The following is an 18,362-nucleotide window of genomic DNA, read 5'->3' as shown; positions in this document are numbered from 1 at the left end:
CGCCAAGGACGGCACCGTCCATCTCGTCGGCTACGGCCGCGCGAACCACGCGGGCCTCGGCGACGACGAGGTCCTCAGGGCGGTCATCGCCGAACAGCGCCTGCCCCGGGACGACGAGGCCACCACGGACGGCAACCGGTACTTCTACGGCTTCGAGTGCGAGAACCTCGGCGACGGCGTGGATCCGTGGCCGAAGGTCCAGCTGGAGGCCATCGCGAAGGCGGCGGCCGCGCTGTGCCGGGTGCACGGCTGGACGCAGCGCTCGGTCATCGGGCACCTGGAGTGGCAGCCGGGGAAGTCGGACCCGCGCGGCTTCACGATGGCCTCGATGCGCGAGCGGGTGGCCGACCTCCTGCGCTGACCGTACGGAGCGTGCGGACCACGGCCCGGCACACGGACAATGGCCGGGTGAACGCGTTCGACCTCTCCCGCCTGCGGCCCCGGCTCCCCTCGCCCCTGGAGCCGGTGGAGGACGAGCGCTTCGCCCGGCGCGGGCTCACGCTGTCGCTCAAGCGCGAGGACCTCATCCATCCCGATCTGCCGGGCAACAAGTGGCGCAAGCTCGCGCTCAACCTCGAGGCGGCGGACGGCCGTCCCGTGCTGACCTTCGGCGGCGCGTACTCCAACCACCTGCGCGCGGTGGCGGCCGCCGGACGGCTGCTCGGCTTTCCCACCGTCGGGATCGTGCGCGGCGACGAGCTGGCCGGGCGGCCGCTCAACCCCTCGCTCGCGCGGTGCGCGGCGGACGGGATGCGGCTCGTGTTCGTGGACCGGGCCACGTACCGCGCGAAGAACGACCCGGCCACCCGCGCGACGCTCCTGGAACAGGCCCCCGCGGGCGCGTACGTGGTCCCCGAGGGCGGCAGCAACGCGCTCGCCGTCCAGGGCTGCGTGGAGCTGGGCCGGGAGCTCGCCGGGCAGGCGGACACCGTCGCCGTGGCCTGCGGCACGGGCGGCACCCTCGCGGGTCTCGCGGCCGGCCTGTCCCCGGGGCCGGGGGCGCCTCCCGCCGAGGGCGGGGGGAGGGCACTGGGCGTCCCGGTCCTCAAGGGCGGTTTCCTGGGCGGGGAGGTACGCGCCCTCCAGGACGCGGCGTTCGGCGGGCCGCGCGGCGACTGGTCCCTCGACGAGCGATTCCACTGCGGGGGCTACGCGCGCGTGCCCCCGGCCCTCGACGCGTTCGCACGCGACTTCGAGGCGCGGCACGGACTCGCCATCGAGCGGCTGTATGTGGCCAAAATGCTGCTCGGCCTCACGACCCTGGCGGAGGAGGGCGCGTTCCCCGCGGGCACCCGGCTCGTGGCGGTCGTCACGGGCGCCCCGGACACGTCTCGGCAGGACGGCGGGGCTCAGCCCGCGGCCTCCTCGCGGTAGGCGGCGGCCTCCTCCAGGTCGAGCCGGCGGAGCAGCGTCCGCATCATCTCGTCGTCGATCCGCCGGGCGTCACGCAGCCGCACGAAGACCTCGCGCTCGGCCTCGATCATCTCTCGCGACAGGCGCCGGTAGGTGTCGTCCGCGGTCTCCCCGGTGACCGCGTTGACGGCACCGAGCCGCTCCCAGACCGCGTTGCGGCGCCGTTCGAGGACCGTGCGGAGCCGGTCGGCGAGGGGCTTCGGCAGGGTGTTGCGCTCGTCGGCGAGCAGCGCGTCGAGGCGCTCCTCGGCGGCCTGCGAGGCCTCGCTCTGGGCCTGCGCCTCGGCCAGGGTCTCGGCGTACCGGTCCTTCCCCGGGAGCTTCAGGAAGCGGATGAGGGGCGGCAGGGTGAGGCCCTGCACGACCAGGGTGCCGATGACGGTGGTGAAGGTGAGGAAGAGGACGAGGTTGCGGGCCGGGAACTCCACGCCGTCGGTGACCACGGGGATGGAGAAGGCGATGGCGAGCGAGACCACCCCGCGCATGCCGGCCCACCCGACGACGAGCGGGGCCCTCCAGTCCACCTCCGGCTCCCGTTCCCGGATCCGGGCGGAGAGCCGGGGCAGGAAGGTCGCGGGATAGACCCAGACGAACCGGACCACGACCACCGCGACGAAGACCCCGACCGCGTACCAGGCCGCCTCGCCGATCCCGTACGGCCCGAGTTCCCGGACGACGTACGGCAGCTGAAGGCCGATCAGTGCGAAGACGGCTGATTCCAGGACGAAGGCGACCATCTTCCAGACGGCCTCCTCCTGGAGGCGGGTCGCGAAGTCGACCTGCCAGGCGCGGTGGCCGAGGAAGAGGCCGACCACGACGACGGCGAGGACGCCGGAGGCGTGGACCTCCTCGGCCGCCGCGTAGGCGACGAAGGGGATGAGGAGGGAGAGGGTGTTCTGCAGGAGGGAGTCGCCGAGGCCCCGGCGCAGCCAGTGGATGGGGACCATGAGGACCAGACCGACGCCGATGCCGCCGAGGGCCGCCAGCGCGAACTCCCCGAGGCCGCCGGCCCAGCTCAGGCCCTCGCCGACGGCCGCCGCGAGGGCGACCTTGTACGCGGTGATGGCGGTGGCGTCGTTCACCAGGGACTCGCCCTGGAGGATCGTGGTGATCCGGTTCGGCAGGCCGAGCTTCCGGGCGATGGCGGTGGCGGCGACCGCGTCCGGCGGGGCGACGACCGCGCCGAGCACCAGGGCGGCGGTGAGCGGCAGATCGGGCACGAGGACGTACGCGAGCCAGCCCACGGCCACGGTGGCGAAGAGGACGTACCCGACGGAGAGCAGCGCGACGGGCCGGATGTTGGCCCGCAGGTCGAGGTACGAGGAGTCGACGGCCGCCGTGTAGAGGAGCGGGGGCAGGATCAGCGGCAGCACGATGTGCGGGTCGAGGGTGTAGTCCGGCACTCCGGGGACGTAGGCGGCGGCCAGACCTGCGGCGACCAGGAGGAGCGGTGCGGGCACCGGGGTCCTGCGGGCGAGGCCCGCGATCGCCGCGCTCGCCGCCACGAGTGCCACCAGCTGTAGAGCGTCCATGCCCGTCCCCGTCTCGTCCCGCAACGTAACCTGGCCATCATGAGCGAGTGCCCGCACGTTGCCGAAATGCCGCGCCCCGAACCGGCGCCGCTGGCCGACACCTGCCCGGAGTGCCTGGCGGACGGTACGCATCCGGTCCAGCTGCGGCTCTGTCTGACCTGCGGGCACGTGGGCTGCTGCGACTCCTCGGCGGGGCGGCACGCGACGGGGCACTTCTCCACCACGGGGCACCCGGTGATGCGGACCTTCGAGCCGGGCGAGGCCTGGCGCTGGTGCTTCGTGGACGGGTCGATCGTCTGAGTCCACGGCCGGTCCGGTGGTCCGACCGTCCGGAGATTCGGACGTTCGACGATTCGCCCGGGCCACGGTTGGGTACGTCACCCCTCCGCCGGTCGCTCGCTTTCGGCCCCCGCAGACCCCTACCCACCGTCCGCACCCATGGGCCTACCATGGGTGACGACCGGCGACGAGGGGCCGGTGGGGGCGGGGTGCACGGCGACACGGCGGGACGGATCGCGATAGCGTCACGGCGGACTGCGCAGCCCCCTGCGTACCGCCCGGTTCGGGGGCCTCTCCCCCCGAGCCCCTAATGAGCTTGTGCCACCTTGGAGGTGAGGGTGTCCCAGATCGCAGGCGAGCCCGGGACCCAGGACTTCGTGGAAGTCCGGCTGCCCGCTGCGGGTGCCTATCTGTCCGTGCTGCGTACGGCCACGGCCGGCCTCGCGGCGCGCTTGGACTTCACCCTCGACGAGATCGAGGACTTGCGGATCGCGGTCGACGAGGCCTGCGCCATCCTGCTCCAGCAGGCCGTGCCGGGATCCGTCCTCAGCTGTGTCTTCCGACTGGTCGACGACTCCCTCGACGTGACCGTCTCCGCCCCGACCACGGACGGCCGGGCGCCCGAGCGCGACACGTTCGCCTGGACGGTGCTGTCGGCACTGGCCGGGAAGGTGGAATCGTCGGTGGCCGAGGACCGTACGGTCTCGATCAGCCTGTACAAACAGCGCGGCGCGGGGCCAGGCCCGGCGTGAGGCGCGGGGACGCGACGGCCGGCATCCCTGAGCAGCAGGCACGGCCGTATGAGGTCGCTACGGAGCAGGCGGACCAGATGAGCGAGCACGAGCAGCACCACGAGGTTCCCGAGACACCAGGCGTCTCCGAGGCCCCCCGGGGCCCCGCGCGTGCGGAGGGCTCCTCCGAGGCGGGCGGGACCGCGGCGGCGACCGCGGAGCCGGCCACCGAGGCCGTCGCCGGGACGGCCGCGGAGCCGGTCGCGGAATCGGCCGTGGAGAAGGCGGAGGACGGGGACGAGTCCGACGACGTTCCCGACGTCCCCGTCACCCCGGACCCGCACGACCGGACCGGCGCCCGCGCGCTCTTCGTCACGCTGCGTGAACTGCCGGAGGGTTCCCCGGAGAAGGCCGAGCTGCGCAACCAGCTGGTGCGGATGCACCTGCCGCTCGTCGAGCACCTGGCCCGGCGCTTCCGCAACCGCGGCGAGCCGCTGGACGACCTGACGCAGGTCGCGACCATCGGTCTGATCAAGTCGGTGGACCGGTTCGACCCGGAGCGCGGCGTCGAGTTCTCGACGTACGCGACCCCGACGGTCGTCGGCGAGATCAAGCGCCACTTCCGTGACAAGGGCTGGGCGGTCCGGGTGCCGCGCCGGCTCCAGGAGCTGCGGCTCTCGCTGACCACGGCGACGGCGGAGCTCTCCCAGCAGCACGGCCGCTCGCCGACCGTGCACGAGCTGGCCGAGCGGCTCGGGATCTCGGAGGAGGAGGTCCTGGAGGGTCTGGAGTCGGCGAACGCCTACTCGACGCTCTCCCTGGACGTCCCCGACACGGACGACGAGTCGCCCGCGGTGGCGGACACGCTCGGCGCGGAGGACGAGGCCCTGGAGGGCGTCGAGTACCGCGAGTCGCTCAAGCCGCTGCTGGAGGACCTGCCGCCCCGGGAGAAGCGGATCCTGCTGCTTCGCTTCTTCGGGAACATGACCCAGTCGCAGATCGCGCAGGAGGTCGGCATCTCGCAGATGCACGTGTCCCGGCTGCTGGCTCGGACCCTGGCGCAGCTGCGGGAGAAGCTCCTGGTGGAGGAGTGACCCTCGTCAGCTCTCCTGACCGGGGCGCCGGATGCCGAGCGCCTCGGTCGTGGCCGGGTTCACCAGGAGGACCAGCCCGGTGACGGCCAGGACGCCGAGGACGACGCCGGCCGGGATCATCACGCTGTTCGCCTGAAGCAGCTGCCAGGCGACCGGCAGGGCAAGGATCTGCGTGATCACGGCCGGACCGCGGCTCCAGGAACGGCGCGTCCACAGGCCACGGGCGGCGGCGAGCGGGATGAGTCCGAGTGCGACGAGCGTCACGGCGCCCGTCGCGGCGCCGGTGAGGTCCTCGGACGTCCCGGTCAGCGCGTTCACCAGCATGTAGACACCCCCGACGAAGAGGCCGAGGGCCTCGACACCGGCCACGGCCGCCGCGGCGGCGAGTCGGGCGGGGCGGGGGGTCTGCTCCGTGCTGCTCTCAGCGGGACTGCTCATACAGGGCAGGGTAGCGGGGGCCGCCCGGCCCGCCGGAAGCCGGGCGAGGGCACGGCGCCCGGGCCGGCCCGGAGCACGGCGCCGAGGACGGGCGGACATGTCCAGGGATCGGGCTGGACTGGGCCCGGTACCGCCGGGTAGGTACCCTGGCGCTCATGCGCGCACTTCTCGTGGTCAACCCGGCAGCCACCACCACCAGTGCCCGCACCCGTGACGTGCTCATCCACGCGCTCGCGAGCGAGATGAAGCTGGAGGCGGTCACCACCGAGTACCGCGGGCACGCGCGGGACCTCGCCCGACGGGCCGCGGACTCCGGCGCCATCGACCTGGTCGTGGCCCTCGGCGGCGACGGCACGGTGAACGAGGTCGTCAACGGACTGCTGCACGGCGGGCCCGACCTCGACGGGCTCCCGGGCCTCGCGGTCGTCCCCGGCGGCTCGACGAATGTCTTCGCCCGGGCCCTCGGCCTGCCGAACGACGCCGTGGAGGCGACCGGCGCCCTGCTCGACGCGTTGCGTGAGCGGCGGGCACGCACGGTGAGCCTCGGTCTCGCCTCGGGAACGCCGGGCACGGAGGACGAATCCGTCCCGTCCCGCTGGTTCACCTTCTGCGCCGGTCTCGGTTTCGACGCGAGCGTCATCGGCCGGGTCGAACAGCAGCGGGAACGCGGGAAGAGATCCACCCACGCCCTTTATCTGCGCCAGGTGGTGCGCCAGTTCCTGGAGGAACCGAACCGCCGGCACGGCACGATCACCCTGGAACGGCCCGGCGCCGAGCCGGTCGAGGACCTGGTCCTCTCCATAATCTGCAACACCTCCCCCTGGACCTACCTGGGCAATCGTCCGGTGTACGCGTCCCCGGAGGCCTCCTTCGAAACCGCGCTGGACGTGCTCGGACTGCGCCGTCTCTCCACCCCGGCGGTGGCCCGGTACGCCACCCAGCTGCTCACCTCGACCCCGGAACGCGGGCCGCGCGGCAAGCATGCGGCAACTCTGCACGACCTGACCGACTTCACCTTGCATTCCAAGGTTCCCCTCCCTCTTCAGATGGACGGAGACCACCTGGGACTGCGTACGAGCGTGACGTTCACAGGCGTACGCCGTGCACTGCGTGTGATTGTGTGAGTGGAAGGGCCCAAAGTCCTTTCACTCGAACGTTTAGGCGCGCATCCACCCCTTAGAAGTACGGCTGTGACCTAGCCGACACCGAGGAATCAAAAAAAACTTTCCGGAAGGGGTTGTATCCGTTGCTGGGGTTTGGGAGTCTCTTCTTGGCGATCGGGACGGCCCGCAACACCGGCCTCCACTGAGAGCCAGAACCCCTCCTCAGTCTTAGGACCACACCAGTTCATCTGGCAGTCGGCCCTTCCCTTGCGGGGGGATTCGTGAAAGCGTTCACATTCACAAGCAACCAGCTTGTAACACCCTAGAGAGGTAGCAGCCATGGACTGGCGTCACAACGCCGTTTGTCGTGAGGAAGACCCCGAGCTGTTCTTCCCCATCGGCAACACCGGTCCTGCGCTGCTGCAGATCGAGGAAGCCAAGGCCGTCTGCCGCCGCTGCCCCGTCATGGAGCAGTGCCTGCAGTGGGCGCTCGAGTCCGGCCAGGACTCCGGCGTCTGGGGTGGCCTCAGCGAGGACGAGCGCCGCGCGATGAAGCGCCGTGCCGCTCGCAACCGGGCGCGTAACGCCAGCGCCTGACGCCCACCGACAGCCTGAGGCGAGCGGCGCATACATCGCGTATGCAATCACCGCCCTTGAGCCGCAGCGCGCAGCAGTAACCCACAGCATTCGAGCCCCGGACCGACTTCTTCGGTCCGGGGCTCGCTGCTGTGTCCGCGCCGATCGCTTCCGCGGCTGTTACTCCTGCGGCTGTTTCCTTCGCGGCTGCTACTTCTGCGGCTGTACGGGGATGTCGAGAACCACCTTCGTACCGCGCTCGGCGCCCGGCAGCATGTCGAAGGATCCGCCCAACTCCCCTTCCACCAGGGTCCGTACGATCTGCAGACCGAGGTTGCCGGCCCGCTGCGGGTCGAATCCCTCGGGCAGACCGCGGCCGTCGTCCTGGACCGTGATCAGGAGCCGGGCGTCGGGCCTGGGCTCGCCCCGTACGGCGGTGACCTCGACGGCGCCCTCGTCGCCCGGGGCGAACGCGTGCTCCAGGGCGTTCTGGAGGATTTCGGTGAGGACCATCGAGAGCGGGGTCGCGACCTCGGCGTCGAGAATCCCGAAGCGGCCGTTGCGCCGGCAGGTCACCCGGCCCGGGGAGATCTCGGCGACCATCGCGATCACGCGGTCGGCGATCTCGTCGAACTCCACCCGCTCGTCCAGGTTCTGGGACAGCGTCTCGTGGACGATCGCGATCGAACCGACGCGCCGAACGGCCTCGTTGAGGGCCTCGCGGCCGCCCTCGGAGTCCATCCGGCGGGCCTGGAGGCGCAACAGGGCGGCCACCGTCTGGAGGTTGTTCTTCACCCGGTGGTGGATCTCCCGGATGGTGGCGTCCTTGGTGATCAACTCGCGCTCGCGGCGGCGCAGTTCGGTGACGTCCCGGAGCAGGACGAGCGAGCCGATGCGGGTGCCCTTCGGCTTGAGCGGGATGGCCCGGAGCTGGATCACACCGCCGTTCCCCTCGACCTCGAACTCGCGCGGCGCGTAGCCGGACGCCAGCGTGACCAGGGCTTCGTCCACCGGTCCGCGGGAGGGGGCGAGTTCGGCGGTGATCTGGCCGAGGTGCTGGCCGACGAGGTCGGCGGCGAGGCCGAGCCGGTGGTACGCGGAGAGGGCGTTGGGCGAGGCGTACTGGACGATGCCCTCGGCGTCGAGGCGGACGAGTCCGTCGCCGGCGCGGGGCGAGGAGTCCATGTCGACCTGCTCGCCGGGGAAGGGGAAGGTCCCGGCCGCGATCATCTGCGCGAGGTCGGAGGCCGACTGGAGGTACGTGAGCTCCAGGCGGGAGGGGGTGCGGACGGTCAGCAGGTTGGTGTTGCGGGCGATGACACCGAGGACGCGGCCCTCGCGGCGGACGGGGATGGACTCGACCCGTACCGGGACCTCCTCGCGCCACTCGGGGTCGCCCTCGCGGACGATCCTGCCCTCGTCGAGCGCGGCGTCCAGCAGCGGGCGGCGGCCGCGCGGCACGAGATGGCCCACCATGTCGTCCTGGTAGGAGGTGGGGCCGGTGTTCGGCCGCATCTGGGCGACGGAGACGTACCGCGTCCCGTCGAGGGTCGGGACCCAGAGGACGAGGTCGGCGAAGGAGAGGTCGGAGAGCAGCTGCCACTCCGACACCAGCAGGTGGAGCCACTCGAGGTCCGAGTCGCTCAGGGCGGTGTGCTGGCGCACGAGGTCGTTCATGGAGGGCACGGTGCGAGCGTACCCGCGGAATAAAGGGGCGGTGAACCTGGATCTCCGGGGCTCCGTGCTGGAGGATGGGCCAGGAAGGACCGTGTTCCTGTGGATGGACAGACAAGAATGGTCTAGTCCACAATGAATGCGATAGACCTCCATCCTCCCCGCACAGGAGGATGGAACGAGGTACCCGACGCTCTCTGCCCTGACTGCGTCGAGACCTCCCACACGGCCGAGGGACCGCACACCCCCGGCCGGAGCAAAACTCCGGGCTGCGGTGCCGGGCGGGCTGAGGGTCCCGCCGGGCGCCGCGGCCCGCGGGTGTCTCCGGGGCCGGTCGGCCGCGGAACCCGGCCTCTCAGCCCTGCTCCCGTTCCGTGCTGCGCGGCGGCCAGGCCAGCATCGCCGTCGCCGCGACGGCCGCCAGCTCCTCCTTCGTCGCCCCGTCGCGGGCCTGCTGGGACAGACCCTGGAGGACCGCGCCGCTGAAGCGGGCGAGGGCCCGGGCGTCGGTGCCGGCCGGCAGCTCCCCCGAGGCGACGTCCTCGCGTATCCGGGTCTCGAAGAACTCCAGGTTGCGGTTCCTGCGCTCGCGCAGGGCCTCCTCGACCTCGGGGGTCGAGCAGTTGACCGCGGCGGAGATCATCAGGCAGCCGCGGGGGTGGCCGGGCTCCGTGAAGAGCTCGGCGGCCTCGCCCAGGAGCCGGCCGATGGCGCCGCGGGCGGTCGCCTCCTCCGCGAAGGCCCGGCCGCCGTACGCGCCGTACGAGCCGGCGTACGCCTCGACGACCTCCTCGAACAGCGTCTTCTTGTCGCCGAAGGCCGCGTAGAGGCTGGGGGCGCTGATGCCCATGGCGCGGGTGAGGTCGGCGACGGAGGTGGTCTCGTAGCCGTGTTCCCAGAAGGCCATCGTGGCCTTCTCCAGGGCCGTGAGCCGGTCGAAGGAGCGCGGGCGGCCGCGCTGTGTCGTCACCATGGAGTGAATTCTATAGCGGGTACTACGGAAGTGGGGTACGGTCTTTCCATAACGACCGCTACAGAAATGAGGGGGGCGTCGTCATGGGCGTGCTCGACAACAGGACCACGGAGCGGCGAGCCGGAAGGCTGGCCGGGAGGACCGCTCTGGTGACGGGTGGCAGCCGGGGCATCGGGAGGGGGATCGCCGAGCGGCTCGGCCGGGACGGGGCGCGTGTCGCGGTGCACTACGGGAGCAACGAGGCGGCGGCGAAGGAGACGGTCGCGGCGATCGAGGCCGCCGGCGGCGAGGCCTTCGCGATCGGGCAGGAGCTGGGGGTCCCGGGGGACGCGGAGGCGCTGTGGGCGGCGTTCGACGCCCACGCCGACGGCCTGGACATCCTGGTGAACAACGCGGGGATCGGCGCCTCCGCGCCGTTCGCGACGATCGCCGCGGAGGAGTACGAGCGGATCTTCGCCGTCAACACCAGGGCGCCGTTCTTCCTCGCGCAGCTCGGCGTGGAGCGGCTGCGCGACGGGGGCCGGATCGTGAACGTCTCGACGGGCCTCTCACACGCGGCGGCGATGCCGGACCTGATGGCGTACGCGATGTCGAAGGGCGCGCTCGACGTGTTCACCCGCTATCTGTCGAAGGTGCTGGGCTCGCGCGGGATCACGGTCAACGCGGTGGCGCCGGGCATCGTGGACACCGACATCAACGCGGGCTGGCTGCGGGGGAACGACGAGGCCTGGGCCGGCGCGGCGGCGATGTCGGCGCTGGGCAAGGTCGGCACCCCGGAGGACATAGCCGACGTGGTGGCCTTCCTGGCCTCGCACGACGGGCGCTGGGTGACCGGGCAGTGGATCGACGCGACGGGAGGTTCTCTCGCCTGATCCGCGCGCGGAGGCCTGGGCCCTGTCGTCGCGGGACAGACGGGAGTTCGACGACAGGACCCAGGGGCTCAAGTGGCTGGTGGGACAGAGGCGGCCGACGATGGAGGCGACGGGGCCGTCCGGGGGTCGGAACGGCATGAGGGGAAGGCCCCTCCTCTGCTAGATTTGGCTTTGATTGGTCTATACCACATGGCTCCTCACCAGCCCCTCACCAGATCGGCAGGCACAGCGTGGAAGTTGTCATCGTCAAGGACGCCAAGGCGGGCGGCGAGCTCATCGCGGACGGCATCGCCGACCTCCTGCGCCGCAAGCCCGACGCGCTGCTCGGCGTGGCCACCGGCTCGACTCCACTGCCCATCTACGACGCCCTGATCGCCCAGGTCAAGGCCGGCTCCGTGGACGCCTCACGGGCCCGAATCGCCCAGCTGGACGAGTACGTGGGGCTGCCCTCGGGCCACCCCGAGTCGTACCGCTCCACCGTGCTCCGCCAGGTCGTCGAGCCGCTCGGGCTCTCCCCGGAGGCCTTCATGGGCCCCGACGGCTCCGCCGAGGACGTCCTGGCGGCCTGCGAGGCGTACGACACGGCGCTCTCCGCGGCCGGTGGCGTGGACCTGCAGATCCTCGGCATCGGCACCGACGGGCACATCGGCTTCAACGAGCCGTGCTCCTCGCTCGCCTCCCGCACCCGGATCAAGACGCTCACCGAGCAGACCCGCGTGGACAACGCCCGCTTCTTCGACAACGACATCGAGCAGGTGCCGCACCACGTCATCACCCAGGGCATCGGCACCATCCTGGAAGCCCGTCACCTGGTGCTGCTCGCCACCGGCGAGGGCAAGGCCGAGGCCGTGGCGCAGACCGTCGAGGGGCCGGTGGCGGCACTCGTGCCGGCCTCCGCCCTGCAGCTGCACCCGCACGCCACGGTCGTGGTGGACGAGGCCGCCGCCTCCAAGCTGAAGCTCGCGGACTACTTCCGTCACACCTTCGCGAGCAAGCCCGCCTGGCAGGGCATCTGAGCCGCCCGGAACCCCCGTGCACGACGAAGGGGCCCGGCACCTGTTCAGGTGCCGGGCCCCTTCGCGTACATCCCGTCAGGCGCCGGTTCCGGCGACGGCCTCGGCGGCCGCGCGGCCGCAGACCCGGGCCGCGCCGTGCGTGGCGATGTGCAGGGCCCCGCGGGGCTCCGCCTCGTTGAGGCCCATCTCGACCACCACGGTGTCCGGGCGGGCCGCGACCAGGGCGTCCAGGGCCTCGGTCATCCACGCGTGCCGGTGGACGTCGCGTACGACCGCGACGATCCTCCGCTCCCCCGCCGCGGCGAGGAGGGCGTCCACGGAGGAGTCGGCGTAGGAGCCGGTCTCCGTGCCGGGCAGCAGCCGCTCCAGCTCGGCGGCGATGCCCCAGGGGGTCTCGTCGCCGACCGCGAAGTTCGCGACGGGGGTGAAGGAGGCCACGTAGGGAGCGCTGGTCATCGGGGTGTACGGCCGCTCCCCCCGGGTCACCTTCAGGGCCCGGCGGGCAGCGACGAGTCCGATGTCGGCGCCGGGCGCGGTCCCCTCCTGCACTGCCGCGCCCGACACCGATTCAGCCCCCCTGGCCCGGTGCGCCTGGGTCCAGGCCGCCAGGGCGCGCACGCGCGCCGCGGCGTCGGCCAGCCGCTCCTCGGGCAGTTCACCGGTCCGTACCGCAGTGACGAGCGCGTCGCGCAGCTGCAGCACGGTGTCCTCGTCGCACAGCCCGCCGCCGACGCAGATGGCGTCGGCGCCCGCGGCGATGGCGAGGACGGATCCACGCTCGATGCCGTACGTCGCCGCGACGGCCTGCATCTCCATGCCGTCGGTGACGATCAGCCCCTCGAAGCCCAGCTCCTGGCGCAGCAGACCGGTGAGGATCTGCGGGCTCAGGGTGGCCGGACGGTGGGGGTCGAGCGCGGAGAGCAGGATATGCGCGCTCATCACCGCTTTGGTACCCGCGGCGACGGCCGCTCGGAAAGGCACCAGCTCACGGGCGTGCAGTGTGGCGAGGTCCACATCGATCCGGGGCAGCGCGTCGTGGGAGTCCACGTTCGTGTCGCCGTGTCCGGGGAAGTGCTTGGTGCAGGCCGCGACCCCGACGCCCTGGAGGCCGTCGACGTACGCCACGGTGTGCCGGGCGACCAGATCCGGGTCCGGCCCGAAGGACCGGACGCCGATGACCGGGTTCTCGGCGTTGGAGTTGACGTCGGCGGACGGCGCCCAGTTGAGGTCGACGCCGCAGGCCGCGAGCCGGCGGCCGAGTTCACGGGCCACGGCCCGGGTGAGCTCGACGTCGTCGACGCTGCCCAGGGCGTAGTTGCCGGGGAACGAGGAGCCCTGCTTGACCTCCAGGCGCGTGACGTCGCCGCCCTCCTCGTCGATGGCGACGAGGACGTCGTCCCGCTCGGCCCGCAGCTGCGCGGTGAGCGCGGTGAGCTGCTCGGGGCTGACGATGTTCCGGCCGAACAGGCCGACGGACGACAGGCCCTCGCCGACGCGGCGGAGCAGCCAGTCGGGCGCGGTGGTGCCGACGAACCCGGGCTGGAGCACCGTGAGCGCGTCACGGGTCAGGGTGTCCGTGCCGTGTACGAGTGTGGTCATGGGGGAGCCCTTATCCCTTCACCGCGCCGGCGGTCATGCCGCCGACGGCCTTGCGCTGGAGGAAGAGGAAGACGACGAGCACGGGAAGTGCGAAGAGCGTCGAGGCGGCCATGGTGGCGCCCCAGTCGCTGCCGAACGCGGTCTGGAACTGGGTCAGCCAGAGCGTCAGCGTCTGCGACTCCTTGTCCTTGTTCAGCATGAGGATCATGGCGAACTCGTTCCAGGCGGTGATGAAGCCGAAGAGCGAGGTCGACATCAGGCCGGGGGCGAGCAGCGGGAAGATCACCTTGCGGAACGCCTGGCCCCGGGTGCAGCCGTCGATCTGCGCGGCCTCCTCCAGCTCGACCGGGACGGCGGCGATGAAGCCGCGCAGGGTCCAGATCGTGAAGGGGAGGACCATGACGAAGTAGATGAGCGTGAGCATCGGAATGCTGTTCAGCAGGTCGTTCTCACGGGAGATCATGTACATGGCGATGACCATGACCTCCCAGGGGGCCATCTGCGCCATCATCACGATGAGGACGATCCCCTTGCGCCCCTTGAACTTCATGCGGGCGATCGCGAAGCTCGCGGCCAGCGCGACGAGAAGGGCGAGCACCACGGCACCGATGGTGACCATGAGGCTGTTCGTGACGTACGTCCAGAACAGGTCGACCCCGGTGGCGGTCGAGTAGTTCTCGAACGTCGGCGTGAAGACGAAGACGGGGTCCTTCGTCATGATCTCGTGCTGCGGCTTCAGCGAGGACGAGAACATCCAGTACACGGGGAAGACGAACACGACCGCGAGGACGAGGGCGGTGAGGTTCTTGGCGACCGCTCCGACCGTGAGCGGCCTCCTGGTGCGCAGCTTCTGCGGAGTCTCGGTGGTGGCGCTCACAGCTCCTCCTCCTGCTTCAGGATCAGGCGGAAGTAGAAGGACATGACCGCGATGAGCATCACGATCGTCAGGATGGAGATGGCGGCGGCGACACCGTAGTGGAACTGGCCGACGCCCTCGATGTAGGCGAAGACGGGGAGCGTCTCGGAGCCGCGGTCGGGGCCGCCCTGGTTCATGGCGTAGACCTGGGCGAACGCCTTGAAGATCCAGATGATCTCCAGGAACGTCGTGATCATGAAGAAGGACTTCAGGTTCGGGAAGACCACGGCCCAGAAGGTGCGCCAGCCGCTGGCGCCGTCCATCTTCGCGGCCTCGTACAGCTCGGACCCGATGGTGGTCAGGGCGGCGTACATGTTGAGGGCGACGAACGGGATCGATCCCCAGACCAGCAGGATCATGATGATGACGAGGGTGGAGAACCCGGTCTCGAACCAGTTGTGCTGGTCGTAGCCGTCGAAGCCCAGGGTCCGCATCAGCCAGTTCACGACGCCGAACTGCTCGTCGAAGAGCCAGCGGAAGACCGTGACGGAGGCGACGATCGGCATGGCCCAGGCGAACATCAGGGCCAGCGAGAGGACCAGGCGCATCTTCTTGCCCAGGCGGTTGAGCAGCAGGCCCACGCCCGTGCCGATCGCCATGATGAGGGCGACGTTGACCGCCGTGAAGACGACGCTTCGGACGACGACGGTCCAGAAGTCCGGGTCACCGAGGAGCTCGGTGTAGTTGTCGAAGCCCGTCCAGACGGTCTCGCGGGTGATGAACTCCTTCCGGTTGAGCTCCTGGAAGGAGAGGATCACATTGCGGATCAGCGGGTAGAGCAGCAGCACCGCCATGGACAGCAGGGCCGGCGCGACAAGCAGGTACGGCAGCCACCCGCTGGGCAGGGAACGTCTGCCGCGCGAAGGCTTAAGGACTTCCTTCGGGCCCGAAGGGGGTGGCGGAGTCTGAGACTTCCCTGCCGCCCTCCCGGGCGCGTCCTGAGGATCGGCGGTCGCCGTCCCCTGGGAGTCCACGGTCATGGTCTTATTCCTCGCGGTTCTGGGGCTCCCGCGCCCACCGGGGCGCGGCCCGGGGGAGCGGGCCGCTGATCACTCGTGAAGCGCCGATGGTGCGGCCGGTGCGTGACCGGCCGCACCACCGGGCTACGGATTACTGCTGGTGCTGCTGATTACTGCTGGTTGATGCGCTCGTTGATGACCTTGTCGGCCGCCTCACCGGCGGTCTTGGGGTCCTCACCCTTCAGGACCTTGGTCATGAAGTCCTTGATCGGGTTCGGGGCGGTCTCGACGTTCGCCCAGCCCGGGGTCACCGGGGTGACCTTGCCGGAGGCGGAGGAAGCGGCCATGGCCTCGGCGAAGGAGCCGGCGGCCGGCTTGAACTGCGCGGAGTCGGTGTTCGGAAGCAGCGCGCCCTCGGTGGCGGCGGCGTACTTCGTCATGAAGTCCTTACCGGCGGCGAGCGCCAGCCACTCCTTCGCGAGGTCCTTGTTCTGGGAGCGCTCGGCGATGGCGAGGTTCGAGCCACCGAGGAAGACGGAGCCCGGCTTGTCGGCCGTCTTGCCCGGGATCGGGAAGTAACCGAAGTCGGCGGTCTTGCCGGCCTTCTTCATGGCGTCGATCGCGCCGCCGGCCTCCCAGCCGAGACCGATCCAGGACGCCACGCCGCCCTTGGGGACGATGTCGGTGGACTGCTGCGGGGTCGCCTCGTCCTTGTCCTTCGGAGCGGTGGAGTAGGACGCCAGCTCCTTGTAGAAGTTCACGGCGTTGGCGGCCTCGGGGGAGGACAGGTTGCCCTTCCACTTGTCGCCGTCCTTGACCGCCAGGTCGCTGCCCTCGTCCCAGATGAGGCCGGCGAGGACGTACCAGGACTGACCCGGCAGGTAGATCGCCTGCGACTTCGGGTCGGACGCCTTGAGCTTCTTCAGACCCTCGATCCACTCGGCGCGGGTCTTGGGCGGGGTGACGCCGGCCTTCTTGAAGGCGGCCTTGTCGTAGACGACGACACGGTTGGCGGCGTACCACGGGGCCGAGTAGAGCTTGCCGTCCAGCTCGTTGGAGGCGACCATGCCCTTGTTCCAGGCGTCGTAGCCCAGCGTGGCCTTGTCGCCGGACAGGTCGGCGAGGCCGCCGGTCACGGCGTAGCCCGCGGTCTGCGTGTTGCCGAGCTCCAGAACGTCCGGCGGGGTGTCCTCGGAGAGCGCGGTGGTGACCTTCTCCTGGATGCCGTTCCAGATCTGCTTCTCGACCTTGACCTTGACGCCCGGGTGCTTGGCCTCGAAGGCCTTGTTCACCTCGGCCATCCACGCGTCCGGCGCGGAACCGTCCATGACCCAGACGGTCAGAGTCTTGTCGCCCCCGGCCGACGCCTTGGCGCCGTCCTTACCCTTGTCACTGTCGGAACCGCACGCAGCGATAGAGACCATCATGCCTGCGACGCCGATCGCCGCGATGAGCTTGCGCTTCACGCCACCCTCCTCAGGGATGCCTGCAACCCCTGCCCACCGCGCGAAGACATACGTCAGGTAGTGCTCGTGGGGCTGGGACCTGGTCTTTAATGGTTTAGACCAGTACCCGGAGCTTGGCCTAGACCTTTAGGGGTGTCAAGGGTGTATAAGAAGGGCAGTCGCGTCCGTTATCGGACCGACACCTGAGGGAGGGCGACGACCCGTGACCGGTCCGTGCCACCATGTGAGCCGCGACAGACGGAGGAGCCGGTGACGGCAGCAGCACAGGAGTCGGGAAGGCAGGCAATGGCCACGGACGCGGGCAGCACGGAGTCGGAGGGCGGGACACCCACCCGTACCGCGCGCGTGCCCAAGTACTACCGACTGAAGCGGCATTTGCTCGACATGACGGAGACCCTGCCGCCCGGCACACCGGTCCCCCCCGAGCGCACACTCGCCGCCGAGTTCGACACCTCGCGCACCACCGTGCGCCAGGCCCTGCAGGAGCTGGTCGTCGAGGGCCGCCTGGAGCGCATCCAGGGCAAGGGCACCTTCGTGGCCAAGCCCAAGGTCTCCCAGGCGCTGCAACTCACCTCGTACACCGAGGACATGCGCGCCCAGGGCCTGGAGCCCACCTCGCAGCTCCTCGACATCGGCTATGTCACCGCCGACGACACGCTCGCCGGGCTGCTCGACATCTCGGCCGGCGGACGGGTGCTCCGCATCGAGCGCCTGCGCCTCGCGAGCGGCGAGCCGATGGCGATCGAAACCACCCATCTCTCCGCAAAACGGTTCCCCGCGCTGCGCCGTTCGCTTGTGAAGTACACCTCGTTGTACACGGCGCTCGCCGAGGTGTACGACGTGCACCTCGCCGAGGCCGAGGAGACCATCGAAACCTCCCTCGCCACCCCGCGCGAGGCCGGCCTGCTCGGCACGGACGTGGGCCTGCCGATGCTGATGCTCTCCCGCCACTCGCTGGACGCCGAGGGCGAGCCGGTCGAGTGGGTGCGGTCGGTCTACCGCGGCGACCGGTACAAGTTCGTGGCACGCCTCAAGCGCCCCAACGGCTGAGCGACGAGTCACCTCGGCACGACACGAACGGCCGCACCCACCGGGTGCGGCCGTTCGGCGTTTCCGGAGGCCGTACGAAGGGATCGCCGGGCCGTACGAAGGATCCCGGGGCCGCGCCAACGATTCCGGGGCGCACCAGCGGATCCCGGGCCCGCGCGACGGTTCCCGGGCCGTACGAAGGATCCCGGGCCGCGCGAAGGCTCCCGGGCCGCGCGAAGGATCCCGGGGCCGCGCGAGGAGATGACGGCCGCCCGGCACCTTCCGCCTGGCAGGAACGTGACGCCTCCCGGAAACGCCCAGATCAGCGGCGCGCGACGGCCGTACGTACGGACTGGCTCCTAACGGCCACGCACTTGGCGCCAGCCGTTCTCCGGTGACAGGGCACCCCCGGCGGGCCAGTCTTGGACGTGTCGGAGCCGCCCGGAGGAACCCGGGAGCGGCGCCGGGAGACCCGCCCCGACATTCCTCGTCCACATCGCCGGAAAGGCAGTCCCGCCATGCCCAGCAGCGCCCGTTTCGCCACTTTCGCCCGCGTTCAGGTCCGCCCCGTCCTCGCCCTGCTCGTCCCCGCCGCGGCCGCGCTGACCCTTGTCCTGGCGGCGGAGCCGGCGTCCGCGGGAGCCCCGGCGGTCGCCGCCGGCGCCGTACCGGCCACGGCCGCGGCCCCGACG

Annotated in this window: 18 protein-coding genes; 10 read left to right on the top strand and 8 right to left on the bottom strand. The window is 70.8% G+C overall.

Annotated features, from left to right (window positions below):
* On the top strand, positions 1 to 361 hold a 361-nt coding region (locus AOK00_RS00515), incomplete at its 5' end, for a peptidoglycan recognition protein family protein (RefSeq protein WP_173861477.1).
* Between the two features lie 47 nt (positions 362 to 408).
* Positions 409 to 1,374 carry a 1-aminocyclopropane-1-carboxylate deaminase/D-cysteine desulfhydrase gene (locus tag AOK00_RS00510; protein WP_055598342.1) on the top strand — a complete coding sequence of 322 codons (966 nt, stop codon included), beginning with the start codon at positions 409 to 411 and terminating at the stop codon, positions 1,372 to 1,374.
* On the opposite strand, the gene AOK00_RS00505 is transcribed toward AOK00_RS00510, so the two are convergent.
* Positions 1,350 to 2,945, bottom strand: coding sequence for a Na+/H+ antiporter (locus AOK00_RS00505; protein ID WP_055598340.1), 1,596 nt, complete (start codon positions 2,943 to 2,945; stop codon positions 1,350 to 1,352). The two genes, AOK00_RS00510 and AOK00_RS00505, sit on opposite strands and share 25 nt — an antisense overlap.
* Positions 2,946 to 2,984: 39 nt before the next feature.
* Here AOK00_RS00505 and AOK00_RS00500 point away from each other — a divergent pair, with 39 nt between their 5' ends.
* The 3 genes from AOK00_RS00500 to AOK00_RS00490 all read left to right on the top strand — a co-directional run bounded on the left by AOK00_RS00500 (position 2,985) and on the right by AOK00_RS00490 (position 5,049).
* The gene (locus AOK00_RS00500; protein ID WP_055598339.1) at positions 2,985 to 3,245 is read left to right on the top strand and encodes a UBP-type zinc finger domain-containing protein; all 261 of its coding nucleotides are present in this window, start codon (positions 2,985 to 2,987) and stop codon (positions 3,243 to 3,245) included.
* A 317-nt stretch (positions 3,246 to 3,562) separates the two neighbouring features.
* Complete coding sequence (locus AOK00_RS00495; RefSeq protein WP_015036094.1) at positions 3,563 to 3,976, top strand: anti-sigma regulatory factor; 414 nt, start codon at positions 3,563 to 3,565, stop codon at positions 3,974 to 3,976.
* The gene (locus tag AOK00_RS00490; RefSeq protein ID WP_055598338.1) at positions 3,973 to 5,049 is read left to right on the top strand and encodes an RNA polymerase sigma factor SigF; all 1,077 of its coding nucleotides are present in this window, start codon (positions 3,973 to 3,975) and stop codon (positions 5,047 to 5,049) included. Before AOK00_RS00495 ends, AOK00_RS00490 begins: the two co-directional genes overlap by 4 nt.
* 6 nt (positions 5,050 to 5,055) lie before the next feature.
* Here AOK00_RS00490 and AOK00_RS00485 read toward each other — a convergent pair whose 3' ends face one another.
* Complete coding sequence (locus tag AOK00_RS00485) at positions 5,056 to 5,487, bottom strand: hypothetical protein (RefSeq protein WP_055598337.1); 432 nt, start codon at positions 5,485 to 5,487, stop codon at positions 5,056 to 5,058.
* A gap of 155 nt (positions 5,488 to 5,642) precedes the next feature.
* Between AOK00_RS00485 and AOK00_RS00480 the strand changes: the two genes are divergently transcribed.
* Both AOK00_RS00480 and AOK00_RS00475 read left to right on the top strand, forming a co-directional pair.
* Positions 5,643 to 6,611 (top strand): diacylglycerol/lipid kinase family protein, encoded by a 969-nt coding sequence (locus AOK00_RS00480; RefSeq protein WP_055598336.1) that lies wholly within the window; start codon positions 5,643 to 5,645, stop codon positions 6,609 to 6,611.
* 318 nt (positions 6,612 to 6,929) lie between these two features.
* The gene (locus AOK00_RS00475; RefSeq protein ID WP_003953983.1) at positions 6,930 to 7,187 is read left to right on the top strand and encodes a WhiB family transcriptional regulator; all 258 of its coding nucleotides are present in this window, start codon (positions 6,930 to 6,932) and stop codon (positions 7,185 to 7,187) included.
* 189 nt (positions 7,188 to 7,376) lie between these two features.
* On the opposite strand, the gene AOK00_RS00470 is transcribed toward AOK00_RS00475, so the two are convergent.
* Both AOK00_RS00470 and AOK00_RS00465 read right to left on the bottom strand, forming a co-directional pair.
* Positions 7,377 to 8,843 carry a sensor histidine kinase gene (locus tag AOK00_RS00470; protein WP_055598335.1) on the bottom strand — a complete coding sequence of 489 codons (1,467 nt, stop codon included), beginning with the start codon at positions 8,841 to 8,843 and terminating at the stop codon, positions 7,377 to 7,379.
* Between the two features lie 352 nt (positions 8,844 to 9,195).
* Positions 9,196 to 9,813 carry a TetR/AcrR family transcriptional regulator gene (locus AOK00_RS00465; RefSeq protein ID WP_055598334.1) on the bottom strand — a complete coding sequence of 206 codons (618 nt, stop codon included), beginning with the start codon at positions 9,811 to 9,813 and terminating at the stop codon, positions 9,196 to 9,198.
* 83 nt (positions 9,814 to 9,896) lie between these two features.
* Between AOK00_RS00465 and AOK00_RS00460 the strand changes: the two genes are divergently transcribed.
* Together AOK00_RS00460 and nagB are read left to right on the top strand one after the other, a co-directional pair.
* The gene (locus AOK00_RS00460; RefSeq protein WP_055598333.1) at positions 9,897 to 10,685 is read left to right on the top strand and encodes an SDR family oxidoreductase; all 789 of its coding nucleotides are present in this window, start codon (positions 9,897 to 9,899) and stop codon (positions 10,683 to 10,685) included.
* 230 nt (positions 10,686 to 10,915) lie between these two features.
* Positions 10,916 to 11,701 carry a glucosamine-6-phosphate deaminase gene (gene nagB / locus AOK00_RS00455; protein WP_055598332.1) on the top strand — a complete coding sequence of 262 codons (786 nt, stop codon included), beginning with the start codon at positions 10,916 to 10,918 and terminating at the stop codon, positions 11,699 to 11,701.
* A gap of 75 nt (positions 11,702 to 11,776) precedes the next feature.
* Here the strand turns inward: nagB and AOK00_RS00450 are convergent, their stop codons facing one another.
* The 4 genes from AOK00_RS00450 to AOK00_RS00435 all read right to left on the bottom strand — a co-directional run bounded on the left by AOK00_RS00450 (position 11,777) and on the right by AOK00_RS00435 (position 16,641).
* Positions 11,777 to 13,300, bottom strand: a complete 1,524-nt coding sequence (locus AOK00_RS00450; RefSeq protein WP_055598331.1) for a glycoside hydrolase family 3 protein — start codon at positions 13,298 to 13,300, stop codon at positions 11,777 to 11,779.
* Positions 13,301 to 13,310: 10 nt separating this feature from the next.
* On the bottom strand, positions 13,311 to 14,177 hold the full coding sequence (locus AOK00_RS00445; RefSeq protein WP_079041763.1) for a carbohydrate ABC transporter permease: 867 nt from the start codon (positions 14,175 to 14,177) through the stop codon (positions 13,311 to 13,313).
* Complete coding sequence (locus AOK00_RS00440) at positions 14,174 to 15,196, bottom strand: carbohydrate ABC transporter permease (RefSeq protein ID WP_055598330.1); 1,023 nt, start codon at positions 15,194 to 15,196, stop codon at positions 14,174 to 14,176. The genes AOK00_RS00445 and AOK00_RS00440 overlap by 4 nt, the downstream gene beginning before the upstream one ends.
* Positions 15,197 to 15,345: 149 nt before the next feature.
* Entirely contained in the window at positions 15,346 to 16,641 is a 1,296-nt protein-coding gene (locus tag AOK00_RS00435; RefSeq protein WP_055598329.1) for an extracellular solute-binding protein, read from the bottom strand.
* Positions 16,642 to 16,926: 285 nt separating this feature from the next.
* Between AOK00_RS00435 and AOK00_RS00430 the strand changes: the two genes are divergently transcribed.
* Positions 16,927 to 17,691 (top strand): GntR family transcriptional regulator, encoded by a 765-nt coding sequence (locus AOK00_RS00430; protein ID WP_030320859.1) that lies wholly within the window; start codon positions 16,927 to 16,929, stop codon positions 17,689 to 17,691.
* Positions 17,692 to 18,362 lie beyond the last annotated feature (671 nt).

Origin of the sequence: Streptomyces aureus, assembly GCF_001418135.1 — a bacterium.
In the GTDB taxonomy this organism is placed as follows: Bacteria; Actinomycetota; Actinomycetes; order Streptomycetales; family Streptomycetaceae; genus Streptomyces; species Streptomyces aureus_A.
The sequence above is the reverse complement of the archived record's forward strand: the minus strand, read 5'-3'. Positions and strand labels throughout refer to the sequence as shown.

Bases quoted from the DNA above. Each gene is read 5' to 3' on its own strand.
- AOK00_RS00505 (WP_055598340.1), bottom strand. From the start codon at position 2,945: ATGGACGCTCTACAGCTGGTGGCACTCGTGGCGGCGAGCGCGGCGATC.
- AOK00_RS00500 (WP_055598339.1), top strand. From the start codon at position 2,985: ATGAGCGAGTGCCCGCACGTTGCCGAAATGCCGCGCCCCGAACCGGCG.
- AOK00_RS00485 (WP_055598337.1), bottom strand. From the start codon at position 5,487: ATGAGCAGTCCCGCTGAGAGCAGCACGGAGCAGACCCCCCGCCCCGCC.
- AOK00_RS00480 (WP_055598336.1), top strand. From the start codon at position 5,643: ATGCGCGCACTTCTCGTGGTCAACCCGGCAGCCACCACCACCAGTGCC.
- AOK00_RS00475 (WP_003953983.1), top strand. From the start codon at position 6,930: ATGGACTGGCGTCACAACGCCGTTTGTCGTGAGGAAGACCCCGAGCTG.
- AOK00_RS00470 (WP_055598335.1), bottom strand. From the start codon at position 8,843: ATGAACGACCTCGTGCGCCAGCACACCGCCCTGAGCGACTCGGACCTC.
- AOK00_RS00465 (WP_055598334.1), bottom strand. From the start codon at position 9,813: ATGGTGACGACACAGCGCGGCCGCCCGCGCTCCTTCGACCGGCTCACG.
- AOK00_RS00460 (WP_055598333.1), top strand. From the start codon at position 9,897: ATGGGCGTGCTCGACAACAGGACCACGGAGCGGCGAGCCGGAAGGCTG.
- AOK00_RS00450 (WP_055598331.1), bottom strand. From the start codon at position 13,300: ATGACCACACTCGTACACGGCACGGACACCCTGACCCGTGACGCGCTC.
- AOK00_RS00440 (WP_055598330.1), bottom strand. From the start codon at position 15,196: ATGACCGTGGACTCCCAGGGGACGGCGACCGCCGATCCTCAGGACGCG.
- AOK00_RS00430 (WP_030320859.1), top strand. From the start codon at position 16,927: ATGGCCACGGACGCGGGCAGCACGGAGTCGGAGGGCGGGACACCCACC.